This window comes from Enterobacter cloacae complex sp. 2024EL-00227, from assembly GCF_043945315.1.
Classification (GTDB): domain Bacteria; phylum Pseudomonadota; class Gammaproteobacteria; order Enterobacterales; family Enterobacteriaceae; genus Enterobacter; species Enterobacter roggenkampii.
On record NZ_JBIMQP010000009.1, the window covers coordinates 145,707 to 170,356 of the forward strand.

At 52.0% G+C, this 24,650-nt stretch carries 24 protein-coding genes and 1 pseudogene; 9 read left to right on the forward strand and 16 right to left on the reverse strand.

The genetic code is table 11. The annotated features are described in order from the left end of the window. Window positions 1–10: 10 nt before the first annotated feature. A complete protein-coding gene (locus ACHH0Z_RS16685) occupies window positions 11–895 on the reverse strand; it encodes a hypothetical protein (RefSeq protein ID WP_032663545.1) in 885 nt (294 codons plus the stop codon). 276 nt (window positions 896–1,171) lie between these two features. On the opposite strand from ACHH0Z_RS16685, the gene ACHH0Z_RS16690 reads away from it, so the two are divergent. Next, on the forward strand, window positions 1,172–2,635 hold the full coding sequence (locus tag ACHH0Z_RS16690; RefSeq protein WP_045410087.1) for an EAL domain-containing protein: 1,464 nt from the start codon (window positions 1,172–1,174) through the stop codon (window positions 2,633–2,635). A 29-nt stretch (window positions 2,636–2,664) separates the two neighbouring features. Here ACHH0Z_RS16690 and ACHH0Z_RS16695 read toward each other — a convergent pair whose 3' ends face one another. The 3 genes from ACHH0Z_RS16695 to ACHH0Z_RS16705 form a co-directional block, all read right to left on the reverse strand. Beyond that, entirely contained in the window at window positions 2,665–2,937 is a 273-nt protein-coding gene (locus ACHH0Z_RS16695) for a YqjD family protein (RefSeq protein WP_045410090.1), read from the reverse strand. Between the two features lie 119 nt (window positions 2,938–3,056). Continuing rightward, the gene (locus ACHH0Z_RS16700; protein ID WP_008502293.1) at window positions 3,057–3,725 is read right to left on the reverse strand and encodes an epoxyqueuosine reductase QueH; all 669 of its coding nucleotides are present in this window, start codon (window positions 3,723–3,725) and stop codon (window positions 3,057–3,059) included. A 124-nt stretch (window positions 3,726–3,849) separates the two neighbouring features. Further along, the gene (locus ACHH0Z_RS16705; RefSeq protein WP_008502292.1) at window positions 3,850–4,326 is read right to left on the reverse strand and encodes a GNAT family N-acetyltransferase; all 477 of its coding nucleotides are present in this window, start codon (window positions 4,324–4,326) and stop codon (window positions 3,850–3,852) included. A gap of 90 nt (window positions 4,327–4,416) precedes the next feature. Here ACHH0Z_RS16705 and ACHH0Z_RS16710 point away from each other — a divergent pair, with 90 nt between their 5' ends. Further along, the gene (locus tag ACHH0Z_RS16710) at window positions 4,417–5,346 is read left to right on the forward strand and encodes a LysR family transcriptional regulator (protein ID WP_045410092.1); all 930 of its coding nucleotides are present in this window, start codon (window positions 4,417–4,419) and stop codon (window positions 5,344–5,346) included. A 149-nt stretch (window positions 5,347–5,495) separates the two neighbouring features. Here ACHH0Z_RS16710 and ACHH0Z_RS16715 read toward each other — a convergent pair whose 3' ends face one another. The 7 genes and pseudogenes from ACHH0Z_RS16715 to ACHH0Z_RS16745 all read right to left on the reverse strand — a co-directional run bounded on the left by ACHH0Z_RS16715 (window position 5,496) and on the right by ACHH0Z_RS16745 (window position 11,622). Next, a complete protein-coding gene (locus tag ACHH0Z_RS16715) occupies window positions 5,496–5,993 on the reverse strand; it encodes a surface-adhesin E family protein (protein ID WP_226881244.1) in 498 nt (165 codons plus the stop codon). Beyond that, on the reverse strand, window positions 5,990–6,613 hold the full coding sequence (locus ACHH0Z_RS16720) for a hypothetical protein (protein WP_395149555.1): 624 nt from the start codon (window positions 6,611–6,613) through the stop codon (window positions 5,990–5,992). The genes ACHH0Z_RS16715 and ACHH0Z_RS16720 overlap by 4 nt, the downstream gene beginning before the upstream one ends. A gap of 179 nt (window positions 6,614–6,792) precedes the next feature. Further along, complete coding sequence (locus ACHH0Z_RS16725; protein WP_127913782.1) at window positions 6,793–7,113, reverse strand: hypothetical protein; 321 nt, start codon at window positions 7,111–7,113, stop codon at window positions 6,793–6,795. Between the two features lie 307 nt (window positions 7,114–7,420). Beyond that, window positions 7,421–7,825, reverse strand: a complete 405-nt coding sequence (locus ACHH0Z_RS16730) for a site-specific integrase (RefSeq protein WP_072050679.1) — start codon at window positions 7,823–7,825, stop codon at window positions 7,421–7,423. Between the two features lie 454 nt (window positions 7,826–8,279). Beyond that, on the reverse strand, window positions 8,280–8,954 hold the full coding sequence (locus ACHH0Z_RS16735; RefSeq protein ID WP_045410099.1) for a hypothetical protein: 675 nt from the start codon (window positions 8,952–8,954) through the stop codon (window positions 8,280–8,282). Continuing rightward, a complete protein-coding gene (locus ACHH0Z_RS16740; RefSeq protein ID WP_045410102.1) occupies window positions 8,951–10,099 on the reverse strand; it encodes an AAA family ATPase in 1,149 nt (382 codons plus the stop codon). Before ACHH0Z_RS16740 ends, ACHH0Z_RS16735 begins: the two co-directional genes overlap by 4 nt. 388 nt (window positions 10,100–10,487) lie before the next feature. Beyond that, window positions 10,488–11,622 (reverse strand): annotated as a pseudogene (locus ACHH0Z_RS16745) (IS3 family transposase). Between the two features lie 298 nt (window positions 11,623–11,920). Here ACHH0Z_RS16745 and ACHH0Z_RS16750 point away from each other — a divergent pair. The 3 genes from ACHH0Z_RS16750 (at window position 11,921) to ACHH0Z_RS16760 (ending at window position 15,197) form a co-directional block, all read left to right on the forward strand. Continuing rightward, on the forward strand, window positions 11,921–12,196 hold the full coding sequence (locus ACHH0Z_RS16750) for a metal/formaldehyde-sensitive transcriptional repressor (RefSeq protein ID WP_021242544.1): 276 nt from the start codon (window positions 11,921–11,923) through the stop codon (window positions 12,194–12,196). 30 nt (window positions 12,197–12,226) lie between these two features. Continuing rightward, a complete protein-coding gene (locus tag ACHH0Z_RS16755) occupies window positions 12,227–13,345 on the forward strand; it encodes an S-(hydroxymethyl)glutathione dehydrogenase/class III alcohol dehydrogenase (RefSeq protein ID WP_021242543.1) in 1,119 nt (372 codons plus the stop codon). A gap of 160 nt (window positions 13,346–13,505) precedes the next feature. Beyond that, on the forward strand, window positions 13,506–15,197 hold the full coding sequence (locus tag ACHH0Z_RS16760; RefSeq protein WP_045410107.1) for a methyl-accepting chemotaxis protein: 1,692 nt from the start codon (window positions 13,506–13,508) through the stop codon (window positions 15,195–15,197). 118 nt (window positions 15,198–15,315) lie between these two features. On the opposite strand, the gene ACHH0Z_RS16765 is transcribed toward ACHH0Z_RS16760, so the two are convergent. The 4 genes from ACHH0Z_RS16765 to ACHH0Z_RS16780 form a co-directional block, all read right to left on the reverse strand. Then, the gene (locus ACHH0Z_RS16765; protein WP_045410109.1) at window positions 15,316–17,697 is read right to left on the reverse strand and encodes a glucose/quinate/shikimate family membrane-bound PQQ-dependent dehydrogenase; all 2,382 of its coding nucleotides are present in this window, start codon (window positions 17,695–17,697) and stop codon (window positions 15,316–15,318) included. Between the two features lie 250 nt (window positions 17,698–17,947). Continuing rightward, entirely contained in the window at window positions 17,948–18,871 is a 924-nt protein-coding gene (locus ACHH0Z_RS16770; RefSeq protein WP_021242540.1) for a LysR substrate-binding domain-containing protein, read from the reverse strand. Between the two features lie 180 nt (window positions 18,872–19,051). Next, window positions 19,052–19,936: an SDR family oxidoreductase gene (locus tag ACHH0Z_RS16775; RefSeq protein WP_021242539.1), complete on the reverse strand. Its 885-nt coding sequence runs from the start codon at window positions 19,934–19,936 to the stop codon at window positions 19,052–19,054. 64 nt (window positions 19,937–20,000) lie between these two features. Then, entirely contained in the window at window positions 20,001–20,390 is a 390-nt protein-coding gene (locus ACHH0Z_RS16780) for a YdeI family stress tolerance OB fold protein (protein ID WP_008502282.1), read from the reverse strand. Window positions 20,391–20,528: 138 nt separating this feature from the next. Between ACHH0Z_RS16780 and ACHH0Z_RS16785 the strand changes: the two genes are divergently transcribed. The 4 genes from ACHH0Z_RS16785 to ACHH0Z_RS16800 are packed head-to-tail and all read left to right on the forward strand — an operon-like array spanning window position 20,529 to window position 23,022. Further along, on the forward strand, window positions 20,529–21,032 hold the full coding sequence (locus tag ACHH0Z_RS16785) for a hypothetical protein (RefSeq protein WP_045410522.1): 504 nt from the start codon (window positions 20,529–20,531) through the stop codon (window positions 21,030–21,032). A 9-nt stretch (window positions 21,033–21,041) separates the two neighbouring features. Then, a complete protein-coding gene (locus ACHH0Z_RS16790; protein WP_023327438.1) occupies window positions 21,042–21,488 on the forward strand; it encodes a DUF421 domain-containing protein in 447 nt (148 codons plus the stop codon). Between the two features lie 11 nt (window positions 21,489–21,499). After that, window positions 21,500–22,018: a 2-oxo-tetronate isomerase gene (locus tag ACHH0Z_RS16795; protein WP_045410111.1), complete on the forward strand. Its 519-nt coding sequence runs from the start codon at window positions 21,500–21,502 to the stop codon at window positions 22,016–22,018. A gap of 17 nt (window positions 22,019–22,035) precedes the next feature. Further along, window positions 22,036–23,022 carry an SDR family oxidoreductase gene (locus ACHH0Z_RS16800; protein WP_023327440.1) on the forward strand — a complete coding sequence of 329 codons (987 nt, stop codon included), beginning with the start codon at window positions 22,036–22,038 and terminating at the stop codon, window positions 23,020–23,022. Here the strand turns inward: ACHH0Z_RS16800 and ACHH0Z_RS16805 are convergent, their stop codons facing one another. Then, window positions 23,023–24,648, reverse strand: coding sequence for an alpha-amylase family protein (locus ACHH0Z_RS16805; protein WP_045410114.1), 1,626 nt, complete (start codon window positions 24,646–24,648; stop codon window positions 23,023–23,025). Window positions 24,649–24,650: the final 2 nt, after the last annotated feature.

A 24,650-nucleotide genomic window follows, 5' to 3' on the forward strand; every position in this document is an offset into this window, starting at 1 on the left:
GCCTGGTGAATTATACGGTTGACGTCACGTTGTGAGCGTGGCGTCGCTCTTTAGGAACCACGTTGATGTAATGCGTGACATACGCAAAATATAATCCGGCATAGTTTTCGACGAGTTCGATAAACGCCGGATAGACCGATAGCCGACCATCACCCCGATCTTTCAGATAGCCCGCCTCCTGAGCTGATTTGATAATCCGGTTGACGTGGATGCGCGATACAAAAAATTCTTTTGCGAGCGTGCTGGCTGAATAGTCAATAACGGCGCCATGGGCGGATTTGTTTTTCATAGCCTGCAGGTAAAGATAAAGCATAATCATACGGCCACCATCTTTATCAATAAATAATCCTACTTCAGGCAAAACCTTTCTGAACGTTAATCCCCGAAAAAGATATTCTGCCGCGCGGCGGAAGAAGTTACTTCTCAAAATATCATTGTCCAGCAGGTTTACATTAATATTAAATGTCGGATAAAGAATGCTGACGGGCAAAAAAGCGCCGGACATATAACGCTTTAGTTCATTCAGGCCTTTTTCGGTTGGCGCGATTCTCGTCTTTCGTCTGTCTTCCGTACAGCGCCAGGTCCTGATGCGCCCGGTGGTTCTGAGTATCGTAATGATCGCAATAACGCTGTTGGGGCTGGCTATCTTATAGCGAGAACATAACTCTTTAATTTCAGAAACTGACTCGGCCTGATTGCCAAAAATAAAACAACACATGGAGAGAATAATGTTGAACCGTGATTCCTGTAGCATTGTCTTGTAGAACAAAGGTTGTTTTTTGTAGATGGTGTCATTAATTGTGTAGTGCTCTAATATTGCCTCACCGAATCGTGGATTGCTCTTTATGACATCCCTTCGATGTAGCAAGGCCCTGGATGAGATATGATTATCCATAGCATTTTTCTCGTATTTGAATGAGCCGATAGATGAAGTGTCCAGTCTTCTTTTTCGGAATTTTCATTATACCCTGAGAATAAAATATTTGCCGTGGTTATTTGAAAAGAAAAGTATAGTTAAACGTTTGTGATTAACGCAAAGATGTTCCGGTGAATTAGGCTGATAACAGTTTCTTAACCCTGGGTGCTACTGTAAAATTATACTACGCAACACATGCAATAAATTTTATGCATACTCAAACAGAAATGGCGCTTTGGTGCCCAGGAGCAGGTTATGACCCAAAAAATGTCTCTCAAAAATGGGGTTTGCGATGAACATAAATTTGTCATCTCAGCCTGCGGCTTCACATTTCAGGGGTATTGTTCGATCCTCAATAAGTACGGGATCCACGCTTCCCAAATTCACTTTAACGGAGATGAGGCATCCCAACAGGATGTTGAAAATATCCTTAAAAATCAGGATGCCCATATCGTGGTGTTCCTCGGGAAAGGTGTCGTCAATCTCCTGGAAAGCCTGAAGCGACTGGCCTCGGTACTCAATGCACTCCCCGTTATTCGGCATGTCACCCTGTATGGTGATATTCCTGGCGGCTGGCTGTACCGCACGCTGGGCAGTCTTTTAAATAACAGTTATCAATTATCATTGATTCGCGTTGCCAGCGTTTCGGACATAGTAGGCTGTTTTAATACCCATTACAAAAGCTTTAAGGATCGTTCTCGAGTATTACGCGAACGCTACATGGATATTGGCTCTGAAGAAAATCTAAAGTGGTTAACAAGAAGAGAGATTGACGTTTTATTAAATTTCTATCGTGGTATGTCCGTAAAGGAAATGTGCGATAGAATGGGGTTATCGAATAAAACGGTTTACACCCACCGAAAGGAAGGTGTGCTTAAATTACGTTTAATTAAGCGCTGGTTACACGATCCGCACAATTTTAAAGCAGATAAACCTGATAAACACCCGCGTCAAAAAGTGGGGTTCACGGAAAAAGAAGCCGAAATTTTTAATGCGTTACGTAATCGGGAAATATTCCCGGCATATCAGATTATTACCGATCGAGATAAAAAAGGGGTTGGGTTTGAAATCCTGATTCGCTGGAATAAAAACGGTAAAATTGTCAAGCCTGCCAGTTTTTTAACGGATGTTTCCAATCATGAAATCTGGCTGAAAATTACGGCGTTGGTCATCCATGCCGCCGTTTCAGGTATTAATAAGTATAACGGGAAATACTATTTTTCAGTGAATATTCCGCCTCGTCTGGCGTCCGGGAATGCTTTGCCTGATATGGCACGGAAAGCCATCGGCATGCTGCTCAAACCGCAGTGGGCCGAAAAGCTGGTTTTTGAATTTGCAGAAGATATTGACGTGACGAAGGACAAAAGGATCCCTGAAACCATGCGGCATTTACGCAATACGGGGTGTCGATTGTTCCTGGATGACTGCTTCTCTAACCATCAAACCATGTTCCCGGTGCGCCAGGTGCATTTCGATGGGCTTAAGCTGGATCGGGACATCGTTGAGCATTTTGTGGCAAACGACAATGACTATAATTTGATTAAAGCGATACAGGTTTACAGCGACATGACCGGAACGGACTGTATTGCAGAGGGGGTTGATAGTGAAGAAAAGTTTGAGAAATTAGTCGAGCTGGGCGTCAAGAACTTTCAGGGATATTATTTATCGCGCGCCGTGAAAGAGGAGGAGTTAGACCGCATGGTCAGGTTGTTTAGTTAAGAAAAAATAAAGCCCCGAAGGGCCCTGGGTTATTTCCGGCCCAGCAACAAGCCGAGAACAATACCGATTGCACCCGCGGCAACGAGGCCGGTGAGGGGATTGTTTCTGACGGCTTCAGTGACATCGGAAACGGCATCGCTGGCCTGAGCGGCATATTTTTTAGCAGCACCTTTAATCTGATGTTTTGGTGAATCAACGAATTCACCAAACTGCTGCTGCGCTGAACCTGCAAGTTCATCAAATTTATTTTTTGCTTTATCTTCAGCAAACTGGGTGTTTTTATCAGTACCGAAATCAGACATTTTTGCCTCCTTTTGTTGATAGTTAAAGGATAGCCGCTCTTTGTGGATACGGCAGACGAAAGGCTAAATTCGGCACCTGAAAGGGCAGTTTTCGGATATATCTCTATACCCGGAACCCGTTATTTCTCATTGTCATCCTGACCGTAAAACAGTTTCCCAATGCGGATCAGCGGGCGGCCCTGTGACTTACGGTGCAGGTTACTGTCCCTGAGCGAATAAACGCAGCCGCAGTATTCCTGCTGGTAAAACTGTTCCCGCTTGCTGATCTCAATCATGCGTGAGGATCCGCCCTGTTTGCGCCAGTTATAGTCCCAGTACACCATACCCGGATAGCGCGCCGCCGCACGCTGGCCGCAGTCATTTATCTGCTGCATGTTCTTCCAGCGGGAGATCCCCAGCGAGCTGCTGATGACGCTGAATCCATTTTCTGCCGCATAGAGCGCCGTACGCTCGAAACGCATATCGAAGCACATGGTGCAGCGGACGCCGCGCTCGGGTTCCCATTCCATGCCTTTCGCGCGCTCAAACCAGTTATCGGTGTCGTAATCGGCATCAACAAACGGCACGCCGTGCTTTTCCGCAAAGCGAATATTTTCCTCCTTACGAATGAGGTATTCCTTTTGCGGATGGATATTGGGGTTATAGAAGAAAATGGTGTACTCAATGCCCGACGCCTGGATAGCCTCCATCACTTCACCGGAGCAGGGGGCGCAGCAGGAGTGCAGCAGCAGTTTGTCAGCGCCGTTTGGCAGGGTGAGTTGAGGGCGGATAAAAGGGGCTGTCGTCATGGCGTTCTGCACTATGTTTATGAAATTTATGGAAGGGTAGCATAAATTCATAATCTGTTGAGACGGGATCGACGCAGGAAAGCGCGATCCCGCGGGGCGGGATCTTCTCGGGTATGACGTGCCGCTATTCGGCAAATTTGAGCAACGCTTCTCCGTCAAGACGGTAGCGCACCCATTCGGACTGCGGCAGCGCGCCAATGCTCAGATAAAAATCGATGGCGGGCTGGTTCCAGTCCAGCACGCTCCATTCAAGGCGACCGCACTGCCGTTGTACGGCGAGCTGGGCGATATGTTTCAGCAGTGCTTTTCCCGCCCCCAGGCCGCGATAAGCTGGGGAAACATACAGATCTTCCATATAAATCCCGTTGCGGCCAAGCCAGGTTGAATAGCTGGTGAAGAACACGGCATAGCCGGCGATTTTGCCTTCACACTCCGCGATCAGCGCTTCGGTTTTAGTACCTGCGCCAAAGAGCGTTTCCCGGATCTCCTCCGGTGTGGTAACCACTTCTTCCGGGGCTTTTTCATACACCGCCAGCTCGTAAATCATGGCGTAAATGGCCGCCGCATCTTCGGGGCGTGCCTGGCGAAGGGTGATGCTCATTGTTTTACCTGCTTTTTAGCGTGCGTCTTGATTGATGGCGTTAAGCATACGGCGTATTGTCTGAAGAATTAAGTGCAATGAAATCAACAAATGATGAATATTATGCATCCGGCCCTGAGACGTCTTGATTTAAACCTGCTGCCCGTTTTCGACGCGATTTACCGCCACCGCTCCGTTCGGTTGGCCGCTGACGAGCTGGCGATGAGCACATCCGCGCTCAGCCATGCGCTGTCGCGTCTGCGTGCCACCCTGAATGACCCGCTGTTTTTCCGCGAAGGGCACCGCATGTCCCCCAGCGTGTATGCCTCTCAGCTTGCGCCTTCCATTGCTTCCGCACTCTCGTTCCTGAATCATGAGCTGACCCCGCAGCCGGAGTTTGATGCAGCCAGCAGTTCGGAGTGCTTACAAATTGCGATAACGGACTTTACCGCGCTGTGCATTTTCCCGGCGCTGATGCACAGGCTGCAGCTTGCGGCCCCGGGCTTGCGTTTCGAATTGCGCTATCTGCCTCACAGCCCGGCGCTGACGGAACTCCTGGCGGGCGAGGTGGATCTGGCGCTGGGGTTCAGCACTCAGGATGATATCCGGCACCCGGAGCTGGAAGAGATCGACTGGTTTGAAGATGAGTATGTGGTCATCAGCAACGCGCGCCGGACGCGTCTGACGCTGGAGGAGTATCTCGCGGCCCGACACCTGGTGGTGACGCCATGGAATGAGAAGCAGGGCGTTCTGGACGTGCGGCTGGAACAACTGGGCTATACCCGACAAATCGCGATCAAAACGCCGTCGATGCTCAGCGCACCGTTTATCGTAGCGGAAAGCGACCTGCTGATGGCCATCCCTCGATACGCCGCTGAGAAGCTGGTTGCGGCAGCAGGCCTGAGGATTTTTCCTTTACCGTTCTCGATACGCACGTTTGAAGTGAAAATTTACTCGCATAAACGCAGCGGCCAGCGGGGCGCAACGCGCTGGCTGAAGGAGGAACTGCAAACGCTGGCGCAGGCTGCCAGGGGACGGTAGGCCGGGTAAGCGCAGTGCCGCCCGGCAGAAAGGACGGTCAGTAACGGATCTTTAATTTAACGGCAGGCTATTTGTTAGCGGACAGCCCAACCCGCGCTTTCATGTAGAGCAGAGTGAGTCTGTCCATAGAAACTTAGCTCCGGGAGATTTTATTCATCCAGTAACGGTTTTCGATTATCTTTCGCTGGCTCTGGCTTGAGTTTTTCAACGGGAATACTGCACATGCTTTCCGCTATTATCCCAAAAAGAGAGTCTTTCGGGTAACTTTCCCATTGTCCCACATCCTGTGTCACATGTACGACATCGCCTTCCGCGAACGGTTTCGAAAAATAGGTTCGCGCCATAACGGCACGCTGGTTTTTGTCGCAGTTAATCACGTCGATTGCCCGTGAGCTCGCTATGTAGACGGGAGGATTTTTTATAATGAGTGTCTTCTCGGCGTAGTTATTGATGAAATAAAAGCGGCGTAAGTGATCGTTACCCTGATAAGTTGAAATCACCCGAAAATCGATATACGAAGCAATTCTTTTATCTTCAAGGATTTTTATGACGCCTGCCGGTGGCTTGGGGGGAGACTGGGGCTGGGGTTTACTTGTCCCGGTACAACCTGTCAGCATAAGTAATAACAGCCATGTTAGCTTTTTCATTTCGCATCCCCTGCGGATAAATCAGGTCGTAATGTCGTCAGCATGTCAGGCGTTACATTTCCCTGAACGGTACAGAGCAATAATGTCCCGTCTTTGCTTTTGCTGAGCATTAACAGCTTTTCGGTACTTTCTTTTGCCGGAGCAATACCTGACACCGCCTGCGCGTTGTCTTCCCAGTCACTGTTTGGGTTGATTTTAATCATCATCTGAGAAACATAATCATCTCCCGCCTTTTTCCAGGACAAATGATCAAGTCTGGACATCACTTCTTCTTGTGACTCTTTGAAAATGAGTCCCCAGTAATAGTACTTACCGTAATTGATTTCATCGAGATTGCTGGTTTGCAGGTAATATCCCGATACCGTCAGATTTAATTCATGCAGCGGTTGAGCAAACCAGATGGTGCGATTGCCGTCTTCAGGTGCTTTGAACCAGGCCTGCGAATGCTTGTTAAGCGTTAAGGGGGCTACGCGGCTGAGTTTGGCTCGCTGATGATAAATCTCGTTGAAAAAGGTTGAGTCGCAGCGGGTTAACGTTTGTGTCAACGTGCTGGCGTGAACCGCGGGTGTGGCTACAGCCATACCTGCTATGAGCCCAATGGAGGAGATGAGTTTACGCATGTAATATCCCTATATTAAAAAAAAGACCCTATTTTTATCGGCTTATCAGGATGGGACTTTACGCTTTTTTATTTTGCTTCGTTATTAGGCGTATTGAATACCTAACCTACAGTCAGTTAACCCTGCTCATCAAGCATCTGGCGATGGGTTATTGCCTTCGTTTAAAACCCTACGAAGTTTTAGTATCCATGAAAGAAGTAGCGAATCTTCAGGCCGATAAACTTCAGTACAGGCCAGACATAATGCTGAATTACATATAAGACAGGTGGCACAACCAATGTCGCACCAGTTGCGCAGATTGCGTATACCGCCGAATCCTTTGCAATTAACCCATAGTTTAGGTTAAGTGTTTCAAGATTAATTGCATTGGCTGTACTCGAACCTACAAATCCAGAACTAAAAACTACCAGGAACACATAAAGTGATGCTGTTATGAGTTTTAAAATTAGCCAAAAAAATTTCACAATAATCACCTGCTGATTGATGCCACCATTTAACACAAAAACGTCCAGCTTAGCGAGTTTATGGTTTGCGTTGTTCTGAATAGTATTCAGATCTTGACACCTCATCATCTTCCAGGACTGTCGCCGGGTATTTAATTCAGGCAGCAGAAAATCACTTTAAGATACCTCGACACTATTTATCTGATGTCACGAATAGGGTAGAGAGAAAAGAGTTGCGTAACGAAACTTTTAACATGTTAAGTAACTGGCTGATAAACATAGAAAACATAAGGTTTACATAAAGCATCTTTAAAAGATACAATACCCCTCTATAGTAAAGGGTGGTGCTCTCAGATTGCTGTTTTTACTCGTTTATTTTTATGATTTTTCCTTCCGGGGGCGTATTGGGGGCAAACCCTAACCGCTCATTCAACTGCTCCACCTGCTCGCCGTCAAACTCCTTGATCCAGGCTGAATACACCCGGTAGACCATTTCTGCATCTTCGTGCCCGAGCTGGCTGGCGATGAACGATGGGTTTGCGCCAGCGGCCAGAGACCAGCATGCATATGTGTGTCGTGACTGATAAGGCGTACGTCTGCGGATAACGGATTTTTTTACTGAAGCATCCCAGCGATCAGTGATCGATTGTGTTGAAAAATAATGGCCCGGTTTTTTGGTTTTCAGGCCAGGCAGAAAGACGAAGCGGTGTTTCTGAATTTCTGTTCTTCCGTACTCCTTGAAATGATGAACGATCTCCGTTTCCGGCAAATGGCCAGTGAGCGCATATTTTGCACGCAGCGCATCAAGCGCAGGTGTGAAAGGGTGATTATTCGATCTCCAGCCTTAGGCTTTGGGGGTACAAAATCACCCTAGCCCGTCAGGTGCGCTGGATATGAACCTGTCCTGTATCTTGAACCACGGTGAGTTGGAGCGCGTCCTGGGCGTACGGATTATGGTTCGGCTGACTATGCATGGTGGTTTGTGGGTGAATTTTAACTGGGGTAGCTATAGAAAGCATATTGGTAACTTTCGGAATGAATAATTTATTTTTAAGAGGGGGTTATATTAATCTTATCCAGACTGAAAAAACAAAATTAATTATAAATGTGCTTCACTAGATATGTCGGAGAGTGGAGGGGGTATGTTTGTATGATTGTTAATGTTAACTAACACAACTAATAAAATCTATAAACAAATTAAGCCTGCGATGCAGGCTTAACGTTTAGAGTTGACTCGCTAAATCAAAGAATTTTTTAAATGATGGTAAATGATCTGGTGTATCATTCGTTCTTTTGATTATTTGTTCTAGCGTATTGCTGCTGGTTAGTGCGATTGGTCTGTTTTTGCTGTAAGTCATTCTGACTTGCTTGTACATGTTTTTTATATAATATTCATGATAGTTAGCAATAGTACCAATGAAATTATCAGGTTTTGTCATCAACTCAGGATCATTTGACGCTACATCATAAAAATGGAAGCACTCATTGAATTCATCATGTAATTGGTTTAAGCTAATTACACCTCTGTTGCCTAAACCCCATGTCTCAATACAAGGGTTTTGCATTATAATTTCTACCGAACAATCTTTAATGTCGATATTCAAATCAGATATACGCTCATAAATGTCATTTGCCCTTGCCTCAACATCCTCGCCATCAGAGTCTAAAACTATCCAAAACATATCATAATTGCCATTTTGAGCAATATCATTCAAACTGTTTTGTAGGGACACGTCTAAGAGTCGAGGATAACCCTCACCACTGATGAGGAAATAATTATTTTCAAGTACCAGATCAGGTGACTCAACCTGTTGCATATGAGCAGCAAGTTGGGCCAGCCAACAAGGATAAACTTTACGTTCAGTTTGCTTACCCTCGACAAGAATATAGAGTCTCATCTATCAGCACCATCTTGGTAGATACTAAGATTTATGAGTTTAGTAAATGATTCATGATTTGATTTCATCAGCGAAAACTCAGATGGATCATGCGCAGAAATCCTGCCCGCTTTACGAGAAATTATCTTCCATTTTGATGCGGGTATATTATTGATTATATATGGATGATGGCTAGTGATAATGAATTGGATGTTTCTGCCACATGAAATAAGTGTTTTTGTGACATCATCAATACAGTTTACACCGAACCCATTTTCAAATTCATCAATCAAAAATACAGATCCGTCAGATGAAAGGAAAATGCATGAAATGTGGTATAGGGTTTTAAACATACCTGAAGACATATCATGCTGGAACACCCATTCATTGATCCCGCGCTCTTTTATTTTAAGAATGAATTGAAAGTATTCTTCCTCATCGTCAGAATGGCCAACAGACACTCTGTCAATGGCAACATCTTCAACATAAGGAAAGATATCCATATAGGAATTAATTATTTCTTCGAAATCAGAAGCAAAAAACTCTTGGCAATAATAAAGCTTTTGGATAAAAGGTCTTTTTGAGTTTCGAAGTGCATTAAGATTATCGAAATGAGTTGGCTTATTCTTAGGTACACCATAAAACCCGGGAAAGCGTGGCATTTCGAGATCAGTTGTAGTTATTACAGAAGAAAATGCTTCATGAATTTTTCTAATATCATCCTCTTCCTTAAGTGAGTGTATAACGCTTTCCTTAGAAGAAAGTTTTACTGTTTTTTTGCCTTTAAAAATGATGTCGAGTCCATCACGGTTTATTAGAACCACATCATTTTTTTTGATGATTTCATTAACAACATCTGGCCTGTTCTCTTTTTGGTCAAAACCCCAAAAACCACCCATTGCTTTTGCTTGAAACGAGTTGTCTTTAGACTTGTCAGTTTCACCAGCCCAAAAATAGGTGCAGTTATCTATTTCAAAAGTGAGCTCCCACTTAAAACTTCCAACAGCGAACCCTCTCGCGATCCGGGAGACGTCTCGAACTGCATTGAGTATCTGTGTCTTACCTACTCCTGATGCTCCTACCAGAAGGGACAGGTTATCGAACTGTACAGGCAGTATCTCAAGGTTCGAATGGGTGTTTTTTGCAGTAAGTGAAATTATTTTCATTGTATCGTTTTCATCTCGTTGGATGAGTGTATGAAACTCGTGGCATCTTGCATGTTTGAACCGTTCCTTGGTTGATTCCTTAGGAATGATTTACACTCGACTTGAGTGTATAACAAATGCTGTTTACTGGCAGTAAAAAAAGAGATTTTCTCAAATTTCTTTGTTGTGTGGCAAATGCTAAGGGGTTATTGATTAACCTATTGAATTTAAAGATAAAAATAAATAAGTTAGCATCAATATTACTCAGCCTTTAGAAACACTACATATGTCAGTGTGTGCTGAAACTGCTATAAGTTATGTTCGCTAAACAATCACGATTGTGAGGCTAGTTGCGAAGGAAGCAGGCGTTCTGTTTGGGCTGACCCTATGCCGTGGACAAATTCTGTCCTCACGATGAGGCCTGTTCGAAGGCCTCCGGACTGACGCCGCCGAGATGACTGTGGCGTCGGGCCCGGTTGCAGAACACTTCAATGTAATCGAAGATATCCGCCCGGGCCAGATCCCTGGTTTTATGTATGCGTTTTCTGATCCGTTCTTTTTTCAGCGAACTGAAGAACGATTCGGCCACCGTATTATCCCAGCAGTTGCCACGCCTGCTCATGCTCGGCGCCAGGTTATTGGCCCGGTAGAAGCGCTGCCAGTCGTCACTACCATACTGGCTGCCCTGATCTTTATGTACGATAACCTCGCCGTCCGGTTTTCGACGCCAAACGACCATCATCAGAGCGTCCAACGCGAGTTCGCGAGAGAGAGTGGGCTTCATCGACCAGCCAACCACGTTACGGGCTAAGAGAGCGATAACCACCGCCAGATACAGCCAGCCCTGCCAGGCGCGAATATAAGTAATATCGCTGACCCAGACCTGATTGGCCCAGACAACGGTAAACTGCCGCTGCACACGATTATGCGCAACCACTGAAGGTCTGCCAGCGATACGATGCGGAGCTTTACAGACGCGCACGGCTTTAATCCGGTTCAGTTGCATAATACGGCCCACCCGGTTTTTACAGAGGTTTCCCTGATTTCGTTCAGATCGCCATGAACCCGGCGGTTTCCGTATACGCCTCCGCTCAATGAATAGGAGTCACGGATAAGTGTCAGCAGACGCTGTTTATCTTTATCCCGCGCGCAGACCGGGTTATGCAGCCACGCATAAAACCTGGCCCGGGCAACACACAACACCCGACACATCGTCATGACACCCCATACAGTGCGGTGCTCATTGATAAAGCGGTACTTCAGTCGGGCTCCCTTGCAAAGTACCGCGCCGCCTTTTTCAGAATGTCCCGTTCTTCTTCAGTGCGCTTCAGTTGGGTCCTGAGCTTCAGGAGCTCGCTTTTCGCTTCCAGTAAATCACGGGCATGCTGCTCGCTGTTATCGTGTTTGATAGCCCGCAACCACTTATAGAGACTGTGTGCTGAAACGCCCAGCCGGTCAGAAACTTCGGTGACGGAATAACCGCGTTCCGTTATCTGACGGACGGCTTCTTTCTTAAATTCAGGTGTAAATCGTGGTGTGCCCATACGCTCCTCCTATCTCAAACTATAGGGCAGGATCGTCTACCGGGGCGGGGTCAGTCCATTGAGTGACATGAGGACAATGAAATTTGACGATAATCCGGTGATGTGAAGAGCTAAGTTGAACAGCTTTTTGGGGCAAATTTGGGGGCAAAAGATGATTTAGGGGCAGTAAAAAGTCCTTTTATGTCCGATAGTGCCTTTTGTGTATACCGCGTAAATGCCTGATAACCATATAAAACTTAATGTTTACATAAAGTTGCGTTGAAAGATACAATACTCCTCTATAGTATCAGGAGGGCGTATGCCGCATTCACCCGAAGATAAAAAACGTATTCTTACCCGCGTCCGCCGCATTCGGGGCCAGGTTGATGCCCTGGAACGCGCGCTGGAGTCGGGCGACCCCTGTCTGGCCATCCTGCAGCAAATTGCCGCCGTGCGCGGGGCTGCCAATGGCCTGATGGGCGAAATGGTTGAAATTCACCTCAAAGATGAGCTGGTAGCGGGGGAAACCACGCCGGATCAGCGTGCCGTTCGCATGGCGGAAGTCGGCCATTTACTGCGCTCTTATCTAAAATAAATCCACATACCTGACAAGAAGGGAAGACATATGAAATCTCGCGCTGCAGTTGCATTTGGCCCCGGCCAGCCGCTCAAAATCGTTGAAATTGACGTGGCACCGCCGAAGAAAGGCGAAGTGCTGATCAAAATCACCCATACCGGCGTATGTCATACCGATGCGTTTACGCTCTCGGGCGACGACCCGGAAGGCGTCTTCCCGGCGGTGCTCGGCCATGAAGGCGGCGGGATTGTAGTAGAAGTGGGCGAGGGTGTGACCAGCCTGAAGCCGGGCGATCACGTGATCCCGCTGTACACTGCGGAATGTGGCGAGTGTAAGTTCTGTAAATCCGGCAAAACTAACCTCTGCCAGGCCGTTCGCGCCACCCAGGGGAAAGGGCTGATGCCCGACGGGACGACCCGTTTCTCCTACAACGGCGAGCCGGTTTATCACTACATGGGCACCAGCACCTTCAGCGAATACACCGTTTGCGCGGAGATCTCGCTGGCGAAGGTGAACCCTCAGGCGCCGCTGGATAAAGTCTGCCTGCTGGGCTGCGGCGTGACCACCGGTATTGGCGCGGTGCATAACACCGCAAAAGTCAAAGAGGGCGATACCGTGGCGGTGTTCGGTCTCGGCGGCATTGGTCTGGCGGTGATTCAGGGCGCGGTGCAGGCGAAGGCCGGTCGTATCATTGCGGTCGACACCAACCCGGAGAAATTCAGGCTGGCGGGTGAAATGGGCGCGACCGATTTCGTGAACCCGAAAGATCACGAGAAGCCGATTCAGGACGTCATCGTTGAGATGACCGACGGCGGCGTGGACTTCAGCTTCGAGTGTATCGGCAACGTCAACGTGATGCGTTCCGCGCTGGAGTGCTGCCACAAAGGCTGGGGCGAGAGCATCATCATTGGCGTCGCCGGTGCGGGTCAGGAGATTAAAACCCGTCCATTCCAGCTGGTCACCGGGCGCGTATGGCGTGGTTCCGCGTTTGGCGGCGTGAAGGGGCGTACCCAGCTTCCGGGTATGGTTGAAGATGCCATGGTCGGCAAGATTCAGCTCGATCCGTTCATTACCCATCGCTTACCGCTGGAACAGATCAACGAGGCGTTTGATCTGATGCACGAAGGAAAATCCATCCGTACCGTTATCCATTTCGGCGACAAGTAACTCTTCTGCCAGCGGTTTTTCGCCGCTGGCATTTCTTTAATAATCTTCTCTAAAGTGTGACCAGTGCGGCGTTTTTAGCCGTAATCTAAATCTCTGCCGTGCCGATGACTATTTAACAGGCGTGTTTTTACGCATCTTACCTACAAGAGAGTCGACGGTCATGGACAACACTACTTCGATGCTGGCGCAGCGCAAGCTGGGCTTCTTGCATCACATCAGGCTGGTTCCGCTGTTTTCCTCCATTCTCGGTGGCATTATTCTTCTGTTTGCCTTGAGCTCGGGTCTGGCAGGGTATTTCCTGCTGCAGGCCGATAACGATCAGCAGGATGTCACATCCGAAATTCAGGTGCGTATGGGGCTGTCGAACAGCTCAAACCATCTGCGAACCGCGCGTATCAATCTGATCCACGCCGGTGCGGCAAGCCGTATCGCAGAGATGGATGCGATGAAGCAGAACATCAGCGAGGCGGAAACGCGCATTAAGCAGTCCCAGGAGAGCTTTACCGCCTACATGAATCGCGCCGTGCGTACCGCCGAGGGCGCAGCGCTGGATGCGGAGCTTAAGACCCGGTATGACGCCTATATCGCGGGCATGCAGCCGATGGTGAAATTCGCCAAAAACGGCATGTTCGAGGCGATCATCAATCACGAAAACGAAACGGCGCGTCCGCTGGATGACGCGTACAACGCCGTACTGCTGAAGGCGATTAAGATCCGTACCGACCGTGCCAATGCGCTAACGGCGCAGGCGCACAGCCGCACGCAGCTGGGTCTGATGTTTATGGTGGGCGCGTTTGCGCTGGCGCTGGTGCTGACGGCGATGACCTTTGTCGTGCTGCGCCGCACGGTAATCAATCCGCTGCAGCGGGCAGCGAAACGTATCGAGAATATCGCTAAGGGCGACCTGACGATGCCGGACGACGTGGCCGGGCGCAGCGAAATTGGCCGCCTGACGCGGGATCTGCAAACCATGCAGCACTCGCTTGAAAAAACGGTCGGCACCGTGCGTCAGGGGGCGGAGGAGATTTACCGCGGCACCAGCGAGATCTCTGCCGGTAACACCGATCTCTCTTCCCGCACCGAGCAGCAGGCTGCCGCCATCGAGCAGACCGCCGCCAGCATGGAACAGCTTACTGCGACGGTGAAGCAGAACGCGGATAACGCCCATCATGCCAGCAAGCTGGCGGAAGATGCCTCCGGGAAAGCCACCCGCGGCGGCCAGATGGTCTCCGGCGTGGTGAAAACCATGGGCAATATCTCCAGCAGCTCGAAGAAGATCTCTGAAATCACCGCCGTGATTAACAGCATTGCCTTCCAGACCAATATCCTGGCGCTTAACGCGGCGGTAGAAGCGGCGCGGGCGGGTGAACAGGGGCGCGGATTTGCCGTGGTGGCCAGTGAAGTGCGCACCCTGGCAAGCCGCAGTGCGAATGCCGCAAAAGAGATCGAAAGCCTGATCAACGAATCGGTTTCGCTGATCGATCAGGGGTCCGGTGAAGTTGTTGCCGCCGGTAACACCATGAATGAGATCGTCGAAGCGGTGAAGCGCGTGACCGACATCATGCTGGAGATTGCCGCGGCGTCCGATGAGCAGAGTCGCGGTATCGTCCAGGTGAGCCAGGCGATTTCGGAGATGGATAAAGTGACCCAGCAGAACGCCTCGCTGGTGGAAGAAGCCTCCGCGGCGGCGGCGTCTCTGGAAGAACAGGGCGCGCGTCTGACCGAGGCGGTTGGGGCGTTTCGTCTGAGCGGTGCGAAGCCGAACCGCGCGGTGGCGTCAGCGCCAGTGGCGACGAGCGCGCCGTTGCGCCCGGCGGCGACAGTTTCGGGGGATAACTGGGAGACGTTCTGAGTCGCGTGTTTTGTCGGGTGGCGGCTTCGCTTTACCCGACCTACTTGTATTTGTAGGCCCGCGTAAGCGTAGCGCCACCGGGCAAAAAAAGGGACCTTTCGGTCCCTTTTTTCATTTGTTACTGCTTATCGGGTAACGCGTACGCGATAACGTAATCACCGCGATCCGGCGACTGGCGGGCGCCACCGGCGTTAATGATGATGTACTGCTTACCGGTTTTCGGCGACACGTAGGTCATCGGGCCGGACTGGCTGCCGACCGGCAGGCGGTCTTTCCAGATCTCTTTCCCGGTGGCGGTATCAAACGCGCGCAGGTAGAAATCCTGGGTGCCGGCAAAGAACAGCAGGCCAGACTGGGTCGAGAGCGATGCCCCAAGCGTCGGCATGCCGATCGGGATTGGCATGTGCATGCGAATGCCCAGCGGGCCGGTATCTTCCACCGTGCCAACAGGAACCTGCCACACCAGCTTGCCGGTTTTCAGGTCAACGGCCGACATGGTGCCAAACGGCGGCTTCTGGCACGGAATGCCCAGCGGCGACAGGAAGCGCTCGCGCATCGCGCCGAACGGCGTGCCGTCCATCGGGACAATCCCCATCTCGATGCCGCTGGCATCTTTCGCCACGTTCGCGCGCGGCACCATGTAGTTTGCCAGACCCAGACGCATATCGTTGACGAACATCAGGCTGTTGTTCGGGTCAACGGAGACGCTGCCCCAGTTCATCCCGCCGAGTGAGCCAGGGAACTGCAGGGAACGGTCGAGACCCGGTGGAGTGAAGACGCCCTGATGACGCATCTCTTTAAACTGAATGCGGCACAGCAGCAGGTCGACTGGCGTCGCGCCCCACATGTCGGACTCGGTCAGCGTCTGGTTGCCAATCATCGGCATGCCAACAGAGTACGGCTGGGTTGGGGAGTAGCGTTCACCTTCAACGTTACCCGCCGGGACAGGGCGTTCCTCGACCTTCGCCACCGGCTTGCCGGTTTCGCGGTTAAGCATGAAGATCATGCCCTGCTTGCTGGTCTGCACCAGCACAGGCGTGGTGCTGCCCTTGCCGTCAGGCAGGTCGTACAGCAGCGGCTGGGAAGGCAGGTCAAAGTCCCACAGGTCGTGGTGGGTGGTCTGGAAATGCCAGCGGACCTGGCCGGTGGCCGCGTCGACGGCGACGATGGAGGAACTGTACTTATCGTCCAGCGCGGTACGCTCGCCCGCCCAGAAGTCTGGCGTGGCGTTGCCGGTTGGCAGGTAGATCAGGTTCAGTTTGGCGTCGTAGGACATCGCTGACCAGACGTTCGGCGTGCCGCGGGTGTAGGTCTGGCCTTCCGGCGGCAGGCCGGTCAGGTTCGGATTACCCGGATCCCACGCCCAGGCCAGCTTACCGGTGTGAACGTCGTAGGCGCGGACCACGCCCGGCGGCTCGCCGGTCGAGTAGTTATCCGCGACGCGACCGCCGACGACAACGACGTTTCCGGCTACCAGCGGCGTGGAGGTCTGCTGATAATATCCGGGCTTAATCTCACCCATGCCGACGCTCAGATCCACGGTGCCGTGGTCGCCAAAGTCGTCGCAGACCTTGCCGTTATCCGCGTTAATGGCAATCAGACGGGCATCAGTGGTGGGCAGGAACAGGCGGCGAGGGCATGCCGCTGGCGATGTTCCGGTCTGTGACGCTGTCACGTTTTCATGATCTTCAAAGTAGCCCAGACCGCGGCAGCGCTGCCAGTTCGGCGCGGTGGCTTTCGAATCATAACGCCATTTTTCTTTACCGGAATCCACGTCCAGCGCCAGCACTTTACTGTACGGCGTACAGACATACAGCGTGTCGCCAATCTGCAGCGGCGTGTTCTGATCTTCCGCACCCGAGCCGTTGCTCTGCGGAATATCGCCGGTGTGCGCAACCCACGCGACTTTCAGCGAGCTGACGTTTTGCTTGTTAATCTGATCCAGCGCGGCGAAGCGGTCGCCGTGGGTGGTGTTGCCCCAGTGCTCCCAGTTCTTTTGCTGCTCGCCGGGTGCGACGGGTTTCACAGGCACGGGCTCGTTCGCTGCCACAAGGGTTTGCGGCTTAAACATCCAGCCGAGGCTGACCAGCATGGCCACCGCGAGCAGCGCCGCGACGCCAAAAGCGGGGGCTTTGTTTGGTGCAGTGTGGTTTGCCGCACGCAGAAAGGGCCAGACGATGGCGCACAGGAACGCCAGCACGGCAAAGGTAAACAGGCGGGAGAAGAGCGGCCAGAAATCCCAGCCTGCATCGCTTACCGCCCAGAACAGCGAGGCAATAAACGCGATGCCGTAAAGCATGATCCCGCTGGTGCGGTTGAGGAAAATCAGGATCGCGGCAATCACCATTGCCACGCCCATTATCAGGAAGTAACTACTCCCGCCTACGGTGGCGAGCTTAAAGCCCAACCCGCCGACCGCCAGACCGATGAGCATCATCAGTCCGGCAAGAAGCCACTGCAGAATACGCGGTATTCCACGTGGCGCGCTGCCAAATGCCATTTCTCTCTCCTTTAGATCCCGCCGCCGTGTCGGGTATGTACCAGTTGGGTAATAAATGCGGTGAGATTGATGATTAGTACGGGTGAATTCGTTTTTATCAAACCGTTTATGAACCATTTGGTGAATTCACGGCTATGATAAAACTGTTAAATTGTTTTACGCAATTGTTAATGAATGATTTCGCATTATTTGATTAACGCGCAGGTCTGTTCCCTCGCCCCTTTAGGGGAGAGGGTTAGGGTGAGGGGTATTAAACCGGCATCGATTTACGGATGGCGCTCAGCAGCGTCTGCGCGCCCGTGGAAAGCGGGGTATCTACCCGGGTCAAAATGCCGATAGGTTCACCGGCGCCGGGGGCCGTTACCGGGAGAGCGGTCAGCGTGCCCTGGCGCAAATCATCTTTTACCGCGCCGGAGGGAACGAACCAGACGTAGTCATAGTCGAGGGTGAGCTGGCGTGAAAGCGAGGCCGACAGCGTTTCGATACACCCTGAGGGCAGCGTACACCCCTGCATTTGCAGCAAGGTTTCGGCGGTCTGACGTGGGACGGTCCCTTTCGGGCACACCACCACCGGCCACTCCATGACGCGGCTTAACGTCACCGTGTCCTGCAGCAGCGGATGATCGGGACGAACCACCAGCTTCAGGGACTCCAGGAACAGCAGCTCGTAATTGAGACCGCCCATCAGTTCAGGGTCGGACATGCGGCCAATCCCGATATCCAGCTCTCCCGATTTCAGCCCCGCGAGCAGCATGGTGTTATTCATGGTGGCAACCTGGATCGTGGTATGCCGTTGCTGCTTGTGGAACTGGCCAATCACCGGCGGAAGAATGCCCAGCGCGGCGGTGGGCAGTGCCCCAACGCGGACGACCTCGCTGGTGTGTTCTTCTTTTCGATGCAGCGACTGGCCTGCGGTATTGAGCGCATCCAGCACTTTGACGGCGTGCGTAAGGAACTGTTCGCCCACGATGGTAAGCTGCGCCCCCAGCCGACCCCGGTCAAAAAGACGGGCGCCGGTCAGCTGTTCAAGCTCGTTGAGGGTTTTCGAGAGCGCAGGCTGGCTCAGGTTAAGAGTTTCAGCCGCACGCCCCAGCGTTCCCTGTTGAGCGACGGCCACAAATGTATGCAAATGGCGCAAGCGTATGCGCTGACTGAACAGACCATTTTTTTCCATAGGCGATGTTAAAAACAGAGCGATGCGGGTGACAAGCTAAGTTGTTTAATTTTGATAACTTGATAGCAAAATATTTTTAACATTTGATCTGTTTGAGTTACAACATGTTTTTCGGCAGGGAAAGAAATGTGAACATCCTTGTTCATTTATTGCTCATTACAGAGAGGGAGGGTTAAGGGGTCAGATCACGCCGTCACCGCCGTCAGAACACCATACCTGGCCGGAGGTAAATGAACATTCATCCGAGGCCAGCGTGACGTACAGCGGGGCAATCTCGACGGGCTGACCCGGACGTCCCAGCGGGGTATCGCCGCCAAACTCCTTCACTTTTTCCATCGGCTGGCCGCCACTGGATTGCAGTACCGTCCAGTAGGGGCCGGGAGCGACCGCGTTGACGCGAATGCCTTTCGGACCCAGCTGCTTGGCTAAGGATTTGGTAAATACCGCCAGACAGGCTTTGGTCTGGGCGTAGTCCAGCAGCACCGGGCTCGGCTTCACGGCCTGAACGGAGGAGGTATTAATGATAACGGACGAGGCTTTCAGGTGGCGCAGCGCCGCCTTCGTGATCCAGAAGGGGGCATAGACGTTGGTTTTAAACGTCGCGTCAAAATCTTCGGTGGTCAGCTCTTCAAGGGATTCACGGAACTGCTGACGACCGGCGTTATTGACCAGAATATCCAGCCCGCCCAGCTTCGAGACGGCTTCTTCGACCAGATTCTGGCAGAAGGTTTCGTCCCGAACGTCCCCCGGCAGCGCGACGGCGTTCCGGCCTTCGGCTTTGATCAGGTCGATGACCTCCGCGGCGTCTTTTTCCTCTTCAGGCAGGTAGTTAATGGCCACATCGGCACCTTCACGGGCATAGGCGATGGCCACTGCGCGACCGATACCCGAGTCACCGCCGGTAATCAGCGCTTTTTTACCGGCCAGGCGGCCATGCCCTTTGTAGCTGGTTTCCCCGTGATCGGGTACAGGCTGCATTTCGGATGCCAGTCCCGGTGGCGTCTGTGGCTGTTCCGGGAACGGGGGCTGCGGGTAAGCGTTCGTACGTTGTTGGGTATCACTCATAGCTGACTCCTTAAGCCAAGGGGTGAGATTTGATGGATAACTGCAGCGTTAACGCTTCGCTGAATTATTTCTGCAAACGATCGACACGGACGACAGCAGGAGATGATTTTTTATCAAGCGAACCGTTGATGCTGATCATCTGGTCGGGTTTTACCGTTCTGCCGTCGAAGACTGCCTGGGGAATAATAACGTCGATTTTTCCGGTTTTATCCTGAAATACAAACTTATCGCCGCTACCGTCAATAAGATTACCGCGTAATGAAATGGTCGCACCGTCGTGCAGTTGTTTTGCCTGATCGATGGTCATAATACGCGCGTCATCGGTTCCGCGATATCCGCTATCCAGGGCGTGGGGAGGCGGTGGGGCTTCACCTTTTTGTAACCCGCCGTTATTATCTGCCCATGCGGCCGGAACCAGAAATATCAAAAAAGCGGAAATAAGCGATAATTTCATCGGATATCCTTCATTTTGGGTGTCTTGACTTATTAAGTATTGTTGCTATTCCTTTATGTGGCAAATGTGATAAGTCCTAAAAACAATCGCGTTAGAAATCAAAATTATCGGATAATAAGCGAAACGGTGACGATGGCCATGAAGCGTGAAAATGAAAAGTTACCCGGGATAGATGAAAGATATCGCTTGCTGACGTTTGAATACGCGTTTCGTCAGGTGGGGTTTATTGTTCTGTTAGGTATTATCGTTGCCGCCATTGCCGGTCTGTTTTCAAGCGGAATAGTCAGCGATACGGTAAAAACAAATTCCGCTAAGTCGCTGACCATAAACTATGAGCGCTTTGGGCGGCGGGAGACGGAGACACGGATGCAGCTTGCGTTTCCGGTGAAAACGGAGGGGACCTATACCCTCAGCGTCACCAGCGAGCGTAGCGAGGCGTATGATCCAGGCAGCGTCTGGCCCCAGCCGGACGCCATGTTCAGCCACGGAAACAGCCTTTATTTTGTTTATCACAACCTGAAAAAGACGGACAACTTTTCGGTATTACTCTTTACCACACCGTCCCGAGCCGGTAAATGGAACTCGGTCATCCGCGTAAACAACGAACCGGAGATCACCCTCTGGCAATTTATTTACCCGTAGGAGGCTGATATGGATATGGTCTTTCGTGCGCTGGCGATTTATCTGTTCCTCGTGGTGGTATTTAAAGTGGCCGGGCGACGCGCGCTGCTGCAGATGACCAGCTTTGATCTCATTCTTCTCCTGATAATTAGTGAGGCCACGCAGCAGGCGCTTCTGGGGCAGGATTTTTCCGTCACCGGCGCGATGATTACGATTACCACCCTGGTGGTAGTGGATATTATTTTTGGCCTTATGAAAAAGTATTTTTCCCCGGTAGAGAATATTCTGGACGGAACACCCGTGATTCTGGTGGAAAACGGCATTCCCCTGGCGGATAAACTCAAAAAGGTCGATGTCTCTTGCGATGATATTCTGGTTTCCGCGCGTCAGAATAATGGCATTACCGAAATAAGCCAAATTAAATATGCCATACTTGAGCGCAATGGACATATTTCAATCATTCCTTTTGAGAAATAAGAGGCGGCAAGATGAGCAATCTTTTGCACGATAACGATTACACCGTCGGTGAACTGACAAAAAAACTGGCGAGCAAGTTAACCGATGTCGGGCTGCGCTTAACCACGGCGGAATCCTGCACCGGGGGAAAGCTCTCGGTGGCGCTCTGCGCTGAAGAGAACACGGCCGATTTTTATGATGTCGGGCTGGTGGTGTTCAGCGATGCCGCGAAAGCGCGGATCCTCGGCGTGCGGCCTGAAACGCTGGCGCGCTATACCGCCGTCAGCGAACAGACGGTGACCGAGATGGCCGCCAGCATCCGCGACATTGCCCAGGCGGATATCAGCATCGCCATCAGCGGATACGCTGGCCCGGAAGGGGGCGACGACGGCACGGCGGCGGGGACGGTCTGTTTTGCGTGGAACATACGTGGCGAGACGAAAACCCGTACCGTGCTTTTCTCCGGAGACTGTCAGGACGTGGTGGAAAAAGCGGTGCATTTTTCGCTGGCAGAGCTGGTAACAACATTGTCGGACGGAAATAACGGTTGAGTTCACGTGGAGGTTCTATGGCTGTCATAGTGATTACCGGTGGGACGGCGGGCGTGGGAAAAGCCACGGCGCTGCGCTTCGCAAAAGCAGGTTACGATGTGGGTCTCATCGCCCGTGATGAAGCCAGCCTGCACTCCACCCAGGAAGAGTTGCGCCGCTTCGGCGTAAATGCGCACGCCGTGCAGGCGGACGTCGCCGACAGTCAGGCGGTGGTGGATGCGGCTAACGAGATTGAGTATCGCCTCGGTGCGATTGATGTCTGGGTCAACAACGCCATGGGGGCCGTGCTGGCACCGTTTCGTACCCTTACGCCGGACGAGTTTCGGCGCGTGACCGAGGTGACATACCTCGGCTACGTGAACGGCACCCGCGCGGCGCTTGAGCTTATGGTTCCGCGCGACAGGGGCGTGATTATTCAGGTAGGGTCCGCGCTGGCCTACCGTTCCATTCCCCTGCAGTCCGCCTACTGCGGGGCCAAAGCGGCGATTCGCGGGTTTACCGATGCGGTGCGCACCGAGCTGATGCATGAGAACAGCCGGGTTCAGCTTTCGATGGTGCAGATGCCGGGGCTCAATACGCCGCAGTTCGAATGGGCAAGGAACAAGTTCGCGTGGGCAATGCGGCCGGTACCGCCGGTGTTCGAGCCTGAAGTCGCCGCCAGCGCCATCTTCAGGGTGGCGCAAAAGCCGGTGCGCGAGCTGTGGGTTGGCAGCAGCACCATTCAGTCGATTGTCGGGCAGTTCCTCTTCCCGGGTTTTCTGGACAGGCTGATGGTGAAGAAAGCCTGGGAAGGTCAGATGACCGACGATCTGAACGCGCCGGACCGCCGGGATTATCTCGACCAGCCGGTTAACGACCTGCACAAAATCCATGGCCGTTTCACTGACGAAGCGAAAACCCGCGCGTCGTCCGTGACCTCCGGTATGCCGGGCAAAGTGGCGTTAGGGGCCCTTGCGGTGGCGGGTATTGTGTTGACGCGTTTGATAATCCGCCGGAAACCGTAATCAGCGCAGCGCGCTGCGGTGCGTCCAGAACCAGCGATAGCCGTAGCCGCCAAGGCTGAGCTCGACGGTTTTACCGCAAACCAGCGCGTCATCGTAGCGTTTGTCCGCGAGACAGGCGGTCCAGGTCGTGTTGCGGATCCCCTTCACGGTGAACTGCACCGGCTGCTCACTGAAGTTAACAAAGGTCAGGATGCTGCGTTCTTCGGTCTCGTAATAGATCCCCAGCACCGCGTCACTATCGATCGTGAGGAGCCGAAAGGGCGCAACGGCAATTTCGGGGAACTCCGAGCGGGTATTGGCGATATCAATGATGCGGTGCAGGAGCGAGTTGCGGTGGAGCAGCGAATCAGCGACGTTGATTTTTTGATAGCGGTAAGGACCGCGGTCGATAATCGGCGCGATAAATTTTTCCGGGTCGGCTGCCGAAAAACCGCCGCCTTGCGATCCCGCCCACTGCATGGGGGTGCGCACGGCGTAGCGCTCCTCCAGATCGAGGTCATCCCCCATGCCGATCTCATCGCCATAGCGCATCACCGGAACGCCGGGCAGGGAAAAGAGTACCGCGTGGCAGAACGCCAGCCGCTTCAGATCGCCGTTCAACATCGGCGCCAGGCGGCGGCGGATCCCGCGCTGATAGACGTTCATCTCCTCATCAGGGGCGAAGGTATCGAGGACAAACTGTTTGTCTTTCTGGCTGATGCCCTCCAGATCCAGCTCGTCGTGATTGCGCAGCCAGTTGGCAAAACAGCATGAATCGGGCGGGACGATCATCTTCTTCACCGCGTTGCGCAGCGGACGGGCGCTTTTGCGGGCCAGGCTAACGTAAAAATACTTGTTGAGCCAGAAATTGAGCACCAGATTCAGGCGGTCATTATTGCCAAAGTAGTCCTGATAGGCCTCCACCTCGACGTCCACTTCACCCAGCAGGATCGCGTCCGGATTATGCTCCTCAATCAGACGGCGCATGTGTTCGAGGATCCACAGGCCCTTTTTTTCATCACCGTTTCCCGCCTGCGTGGTCAGGTGGGAGGCGGCATCCAGGCGGAACCCCGACACGCCCAGCTTGAGCCAGAAGAGGATGATGTTCTCGATCTCTTTCAGCACCGCGGGCGAGGTCAGGTTCAGGTCCGGTTCGTGGCGATAGAACATGTGCCGGTAGTATTGTCCCGCTTCGTCATCCCAGGTCCAGATGCTCTCCTCCACGCCGGGAAACATGGGGGGCGTATCGTCGTCGTCACTATCTGACCAGAGGTAGTAATCCCGATAGGGTGACGCCGGGTTACGGCGGGCCTGCTGGAACCAGGGATGCGCGTCAGAGGTGTGCTGGATCAGCAGTTCAATAATGACCTGCATGCCCAGCTCGCGGGCCTGTTCAATAAAGGCGATGATATCGGCCAGCTTTCCGAAGCGGGGATCCACCTGGAGATGGTCGCTGACGTCATAGCCTTCATCGAGAAAGGGCGTGAGGTAAAACGGGGTGATCCAGATAACCGTCGCCCCCATGCGGCGAATGTACCGCAGCTTGGCAGCTATCCCGGCGATGTCCCCGCAGCCATCGCCGTTCAAATCATAAAAGAGTGCGGTATCAATCTGGTAAATAATGGCCCGTGTATGCCAGTCCGTCATAG

What these genes read in the sequence shown, in the direction of transcription:
- ACHH0Z_RS16685 (WP_032663545.1), bottom strand. Translation starts at nt 895, where the DNA reads ATGGATAATCATATCTCATCCAGGGCCTTGCTACATCGAAGGGATGTC.
- ACHH0Z_RS16690 (WP_045410087.1), top strand. Translation starts at nt 1,172, where the DNA reads ATGACCCAAAAAATGTCTCTCAAAAATGGGGTTTGCGATGAACATAAA.
- ACHH0Z_RS16695 (WP_045410090.1), bottom strand. Translation starts at nt 2,937, where the DNA reads ATGTCTGATTTCGGTACTGATAAAAACACCCAGTTTGCTGAAGATAAA.
- ACHH0Z_RS16700 (WP_008502293.1), bottom strand. Translation starts at nt 3,725, where the DNA reads ATGACGACAGCCCCTTTTATCCGCCCTCAACTCACCCTGCCAAACGGC.
- ACHH0Z_RS16705 (WP_008502292.1), bottom strand. Translation starts at nt 4,326, where the DNA reads ATGAGCATCACCCTTCGCCAGGCACGCCCCGAAGATGCGGCGGCCATT.
- ACHH0Z_RS16710 (WP_045410092.1), top strand. Translation starts at nt 4,417, where the DNA reads ATGATGAATATTATGCATCCGGCCCTGAGACGTCTTGATTTAAACCTG.
- ACHH0Z_RS16715 (WP_226881244.1), bottom strand. Translation starts at nt 5,993, where the DNA reads ATGAAAAAGCTAACATGGCTGTTATTACTTATGCTGACAGGTTGTACC.
- ACHH0Z_RS16720 (WP_395149555.1), bottom strand. Translation starts at nt 6,613, where the DNA reads ATGCGTAAACTCATCTCCTCCATTGGGCTCATAGCAGGTATGGCTGTA.
- ACHH0Z_RS16735 (WP_045410099.1), bottom strand. Translation starts at nt 8,954, where the DNA reads ATGAGACTCTATATTCTTGTCGAGGGTAAGCAAACTGAACGTAAAGTT.
- ACHH0Z_RS16740 (WP_045410102.1), bottom strand. Translation starts at nt 10,099, where the DNA reads ATGAAAATAATTTCACTTACTGCAAAAAACACCCATTCGAACCTTGAG.
- ACHH0Z_RS16750 (WP_021242544.1), top strand. Translation starts at nt 11,921, where the DNA reads ATGCCGCATTCACCCGAAGATAAAAAACGTATTCTTACCCGCGTCCGC.
- ACHH0Z_RS16755 (WP_021242543.1), top strand. Translation starts at nt 12,227, where the DNA reads ATGAAATCTCGCGCTGCAGTTGCATTTGGCCCCGGCCAGCCGCTCAAA.
- ACHH0Z_RS16760 (WP_045410107.1), top strand. Translation starts at nt 13,506, where the DNA reads ATGGACAACACTACTTCGATGCTGGCGCAGCGCAAGCTGGGCTTCTTG.
- ACHH0Z_RS16765 (WP_045410109.1), bottom strand. Translation starts at nt 17,697, where the DNA reads ATGGCATTTGGCAGCGCGCCACGTGGAATACCGCGTATTCTGCAGTGG.
- ACHH0Z_RS16770 (WP_021242540.1), bottom strand. Translation starts at nt 18,871, where the DNA reads ATGGAAAAAAATGGTCTGTTCAGTCAGCGCATACGCTTGCGCCATTTG.
- ACHH0Z_RS16775 (WP_021242539.1), bottom strand. Translation starts at nt 19,936, where the DNA reads ATGAGTGATACCCAACAACGTACGAACGCTTACCCGCAGCCCCCGTTC.
- ACHH0Z_RS16780 (WP_008502282.1), bottom strand. Translation starts at nt 20,390, where the DNA reads ATGAAATTATCGCTTATTTCCGCTTTTTTGATATTTCTGGTTCCGGCC.
- ACHH0Z_RS16785 (WP_045410522.1), top strand. Translation starts at nt 20,529, where the DNA reads ATGAAGCGTGAAAATGAAAAGTTACCCGGGATAGATGAAAGATATCGC.
- ACHH0Z_RS16790 (WP_023327438.1), top strand. Translation starts at nt 21,042, where the DNA reads ATGGATATGGTCTTTCGTGCGCTGGCGATTTATCTGTTCCTCGTGGTG.
- ACHH0Z_RS16795 (WP_045410111.1), top strand. Translation starts at nt 21,500, where the DNA reads ATGAGCAATCTTTTGCACGATAACGATTACACCGTCGGTGAACTGACA.
- ACHH0Z_RS16800 (WP_023327440.1), top strand. Translation starts at nt 22,036, where the DNA reads ATGGCTGTCATAGTGATTACCGGTGGGACGGCGGGCGTGGGAAAAGCC.
- ACHH0Z_RS16805 (WP_045410114.1), bottom strand. Translation starts at nt 24,648, where the DNA reads ATGACGGACTGGCATACACGGGCCATTATTTACCAGATTGATACCGCA.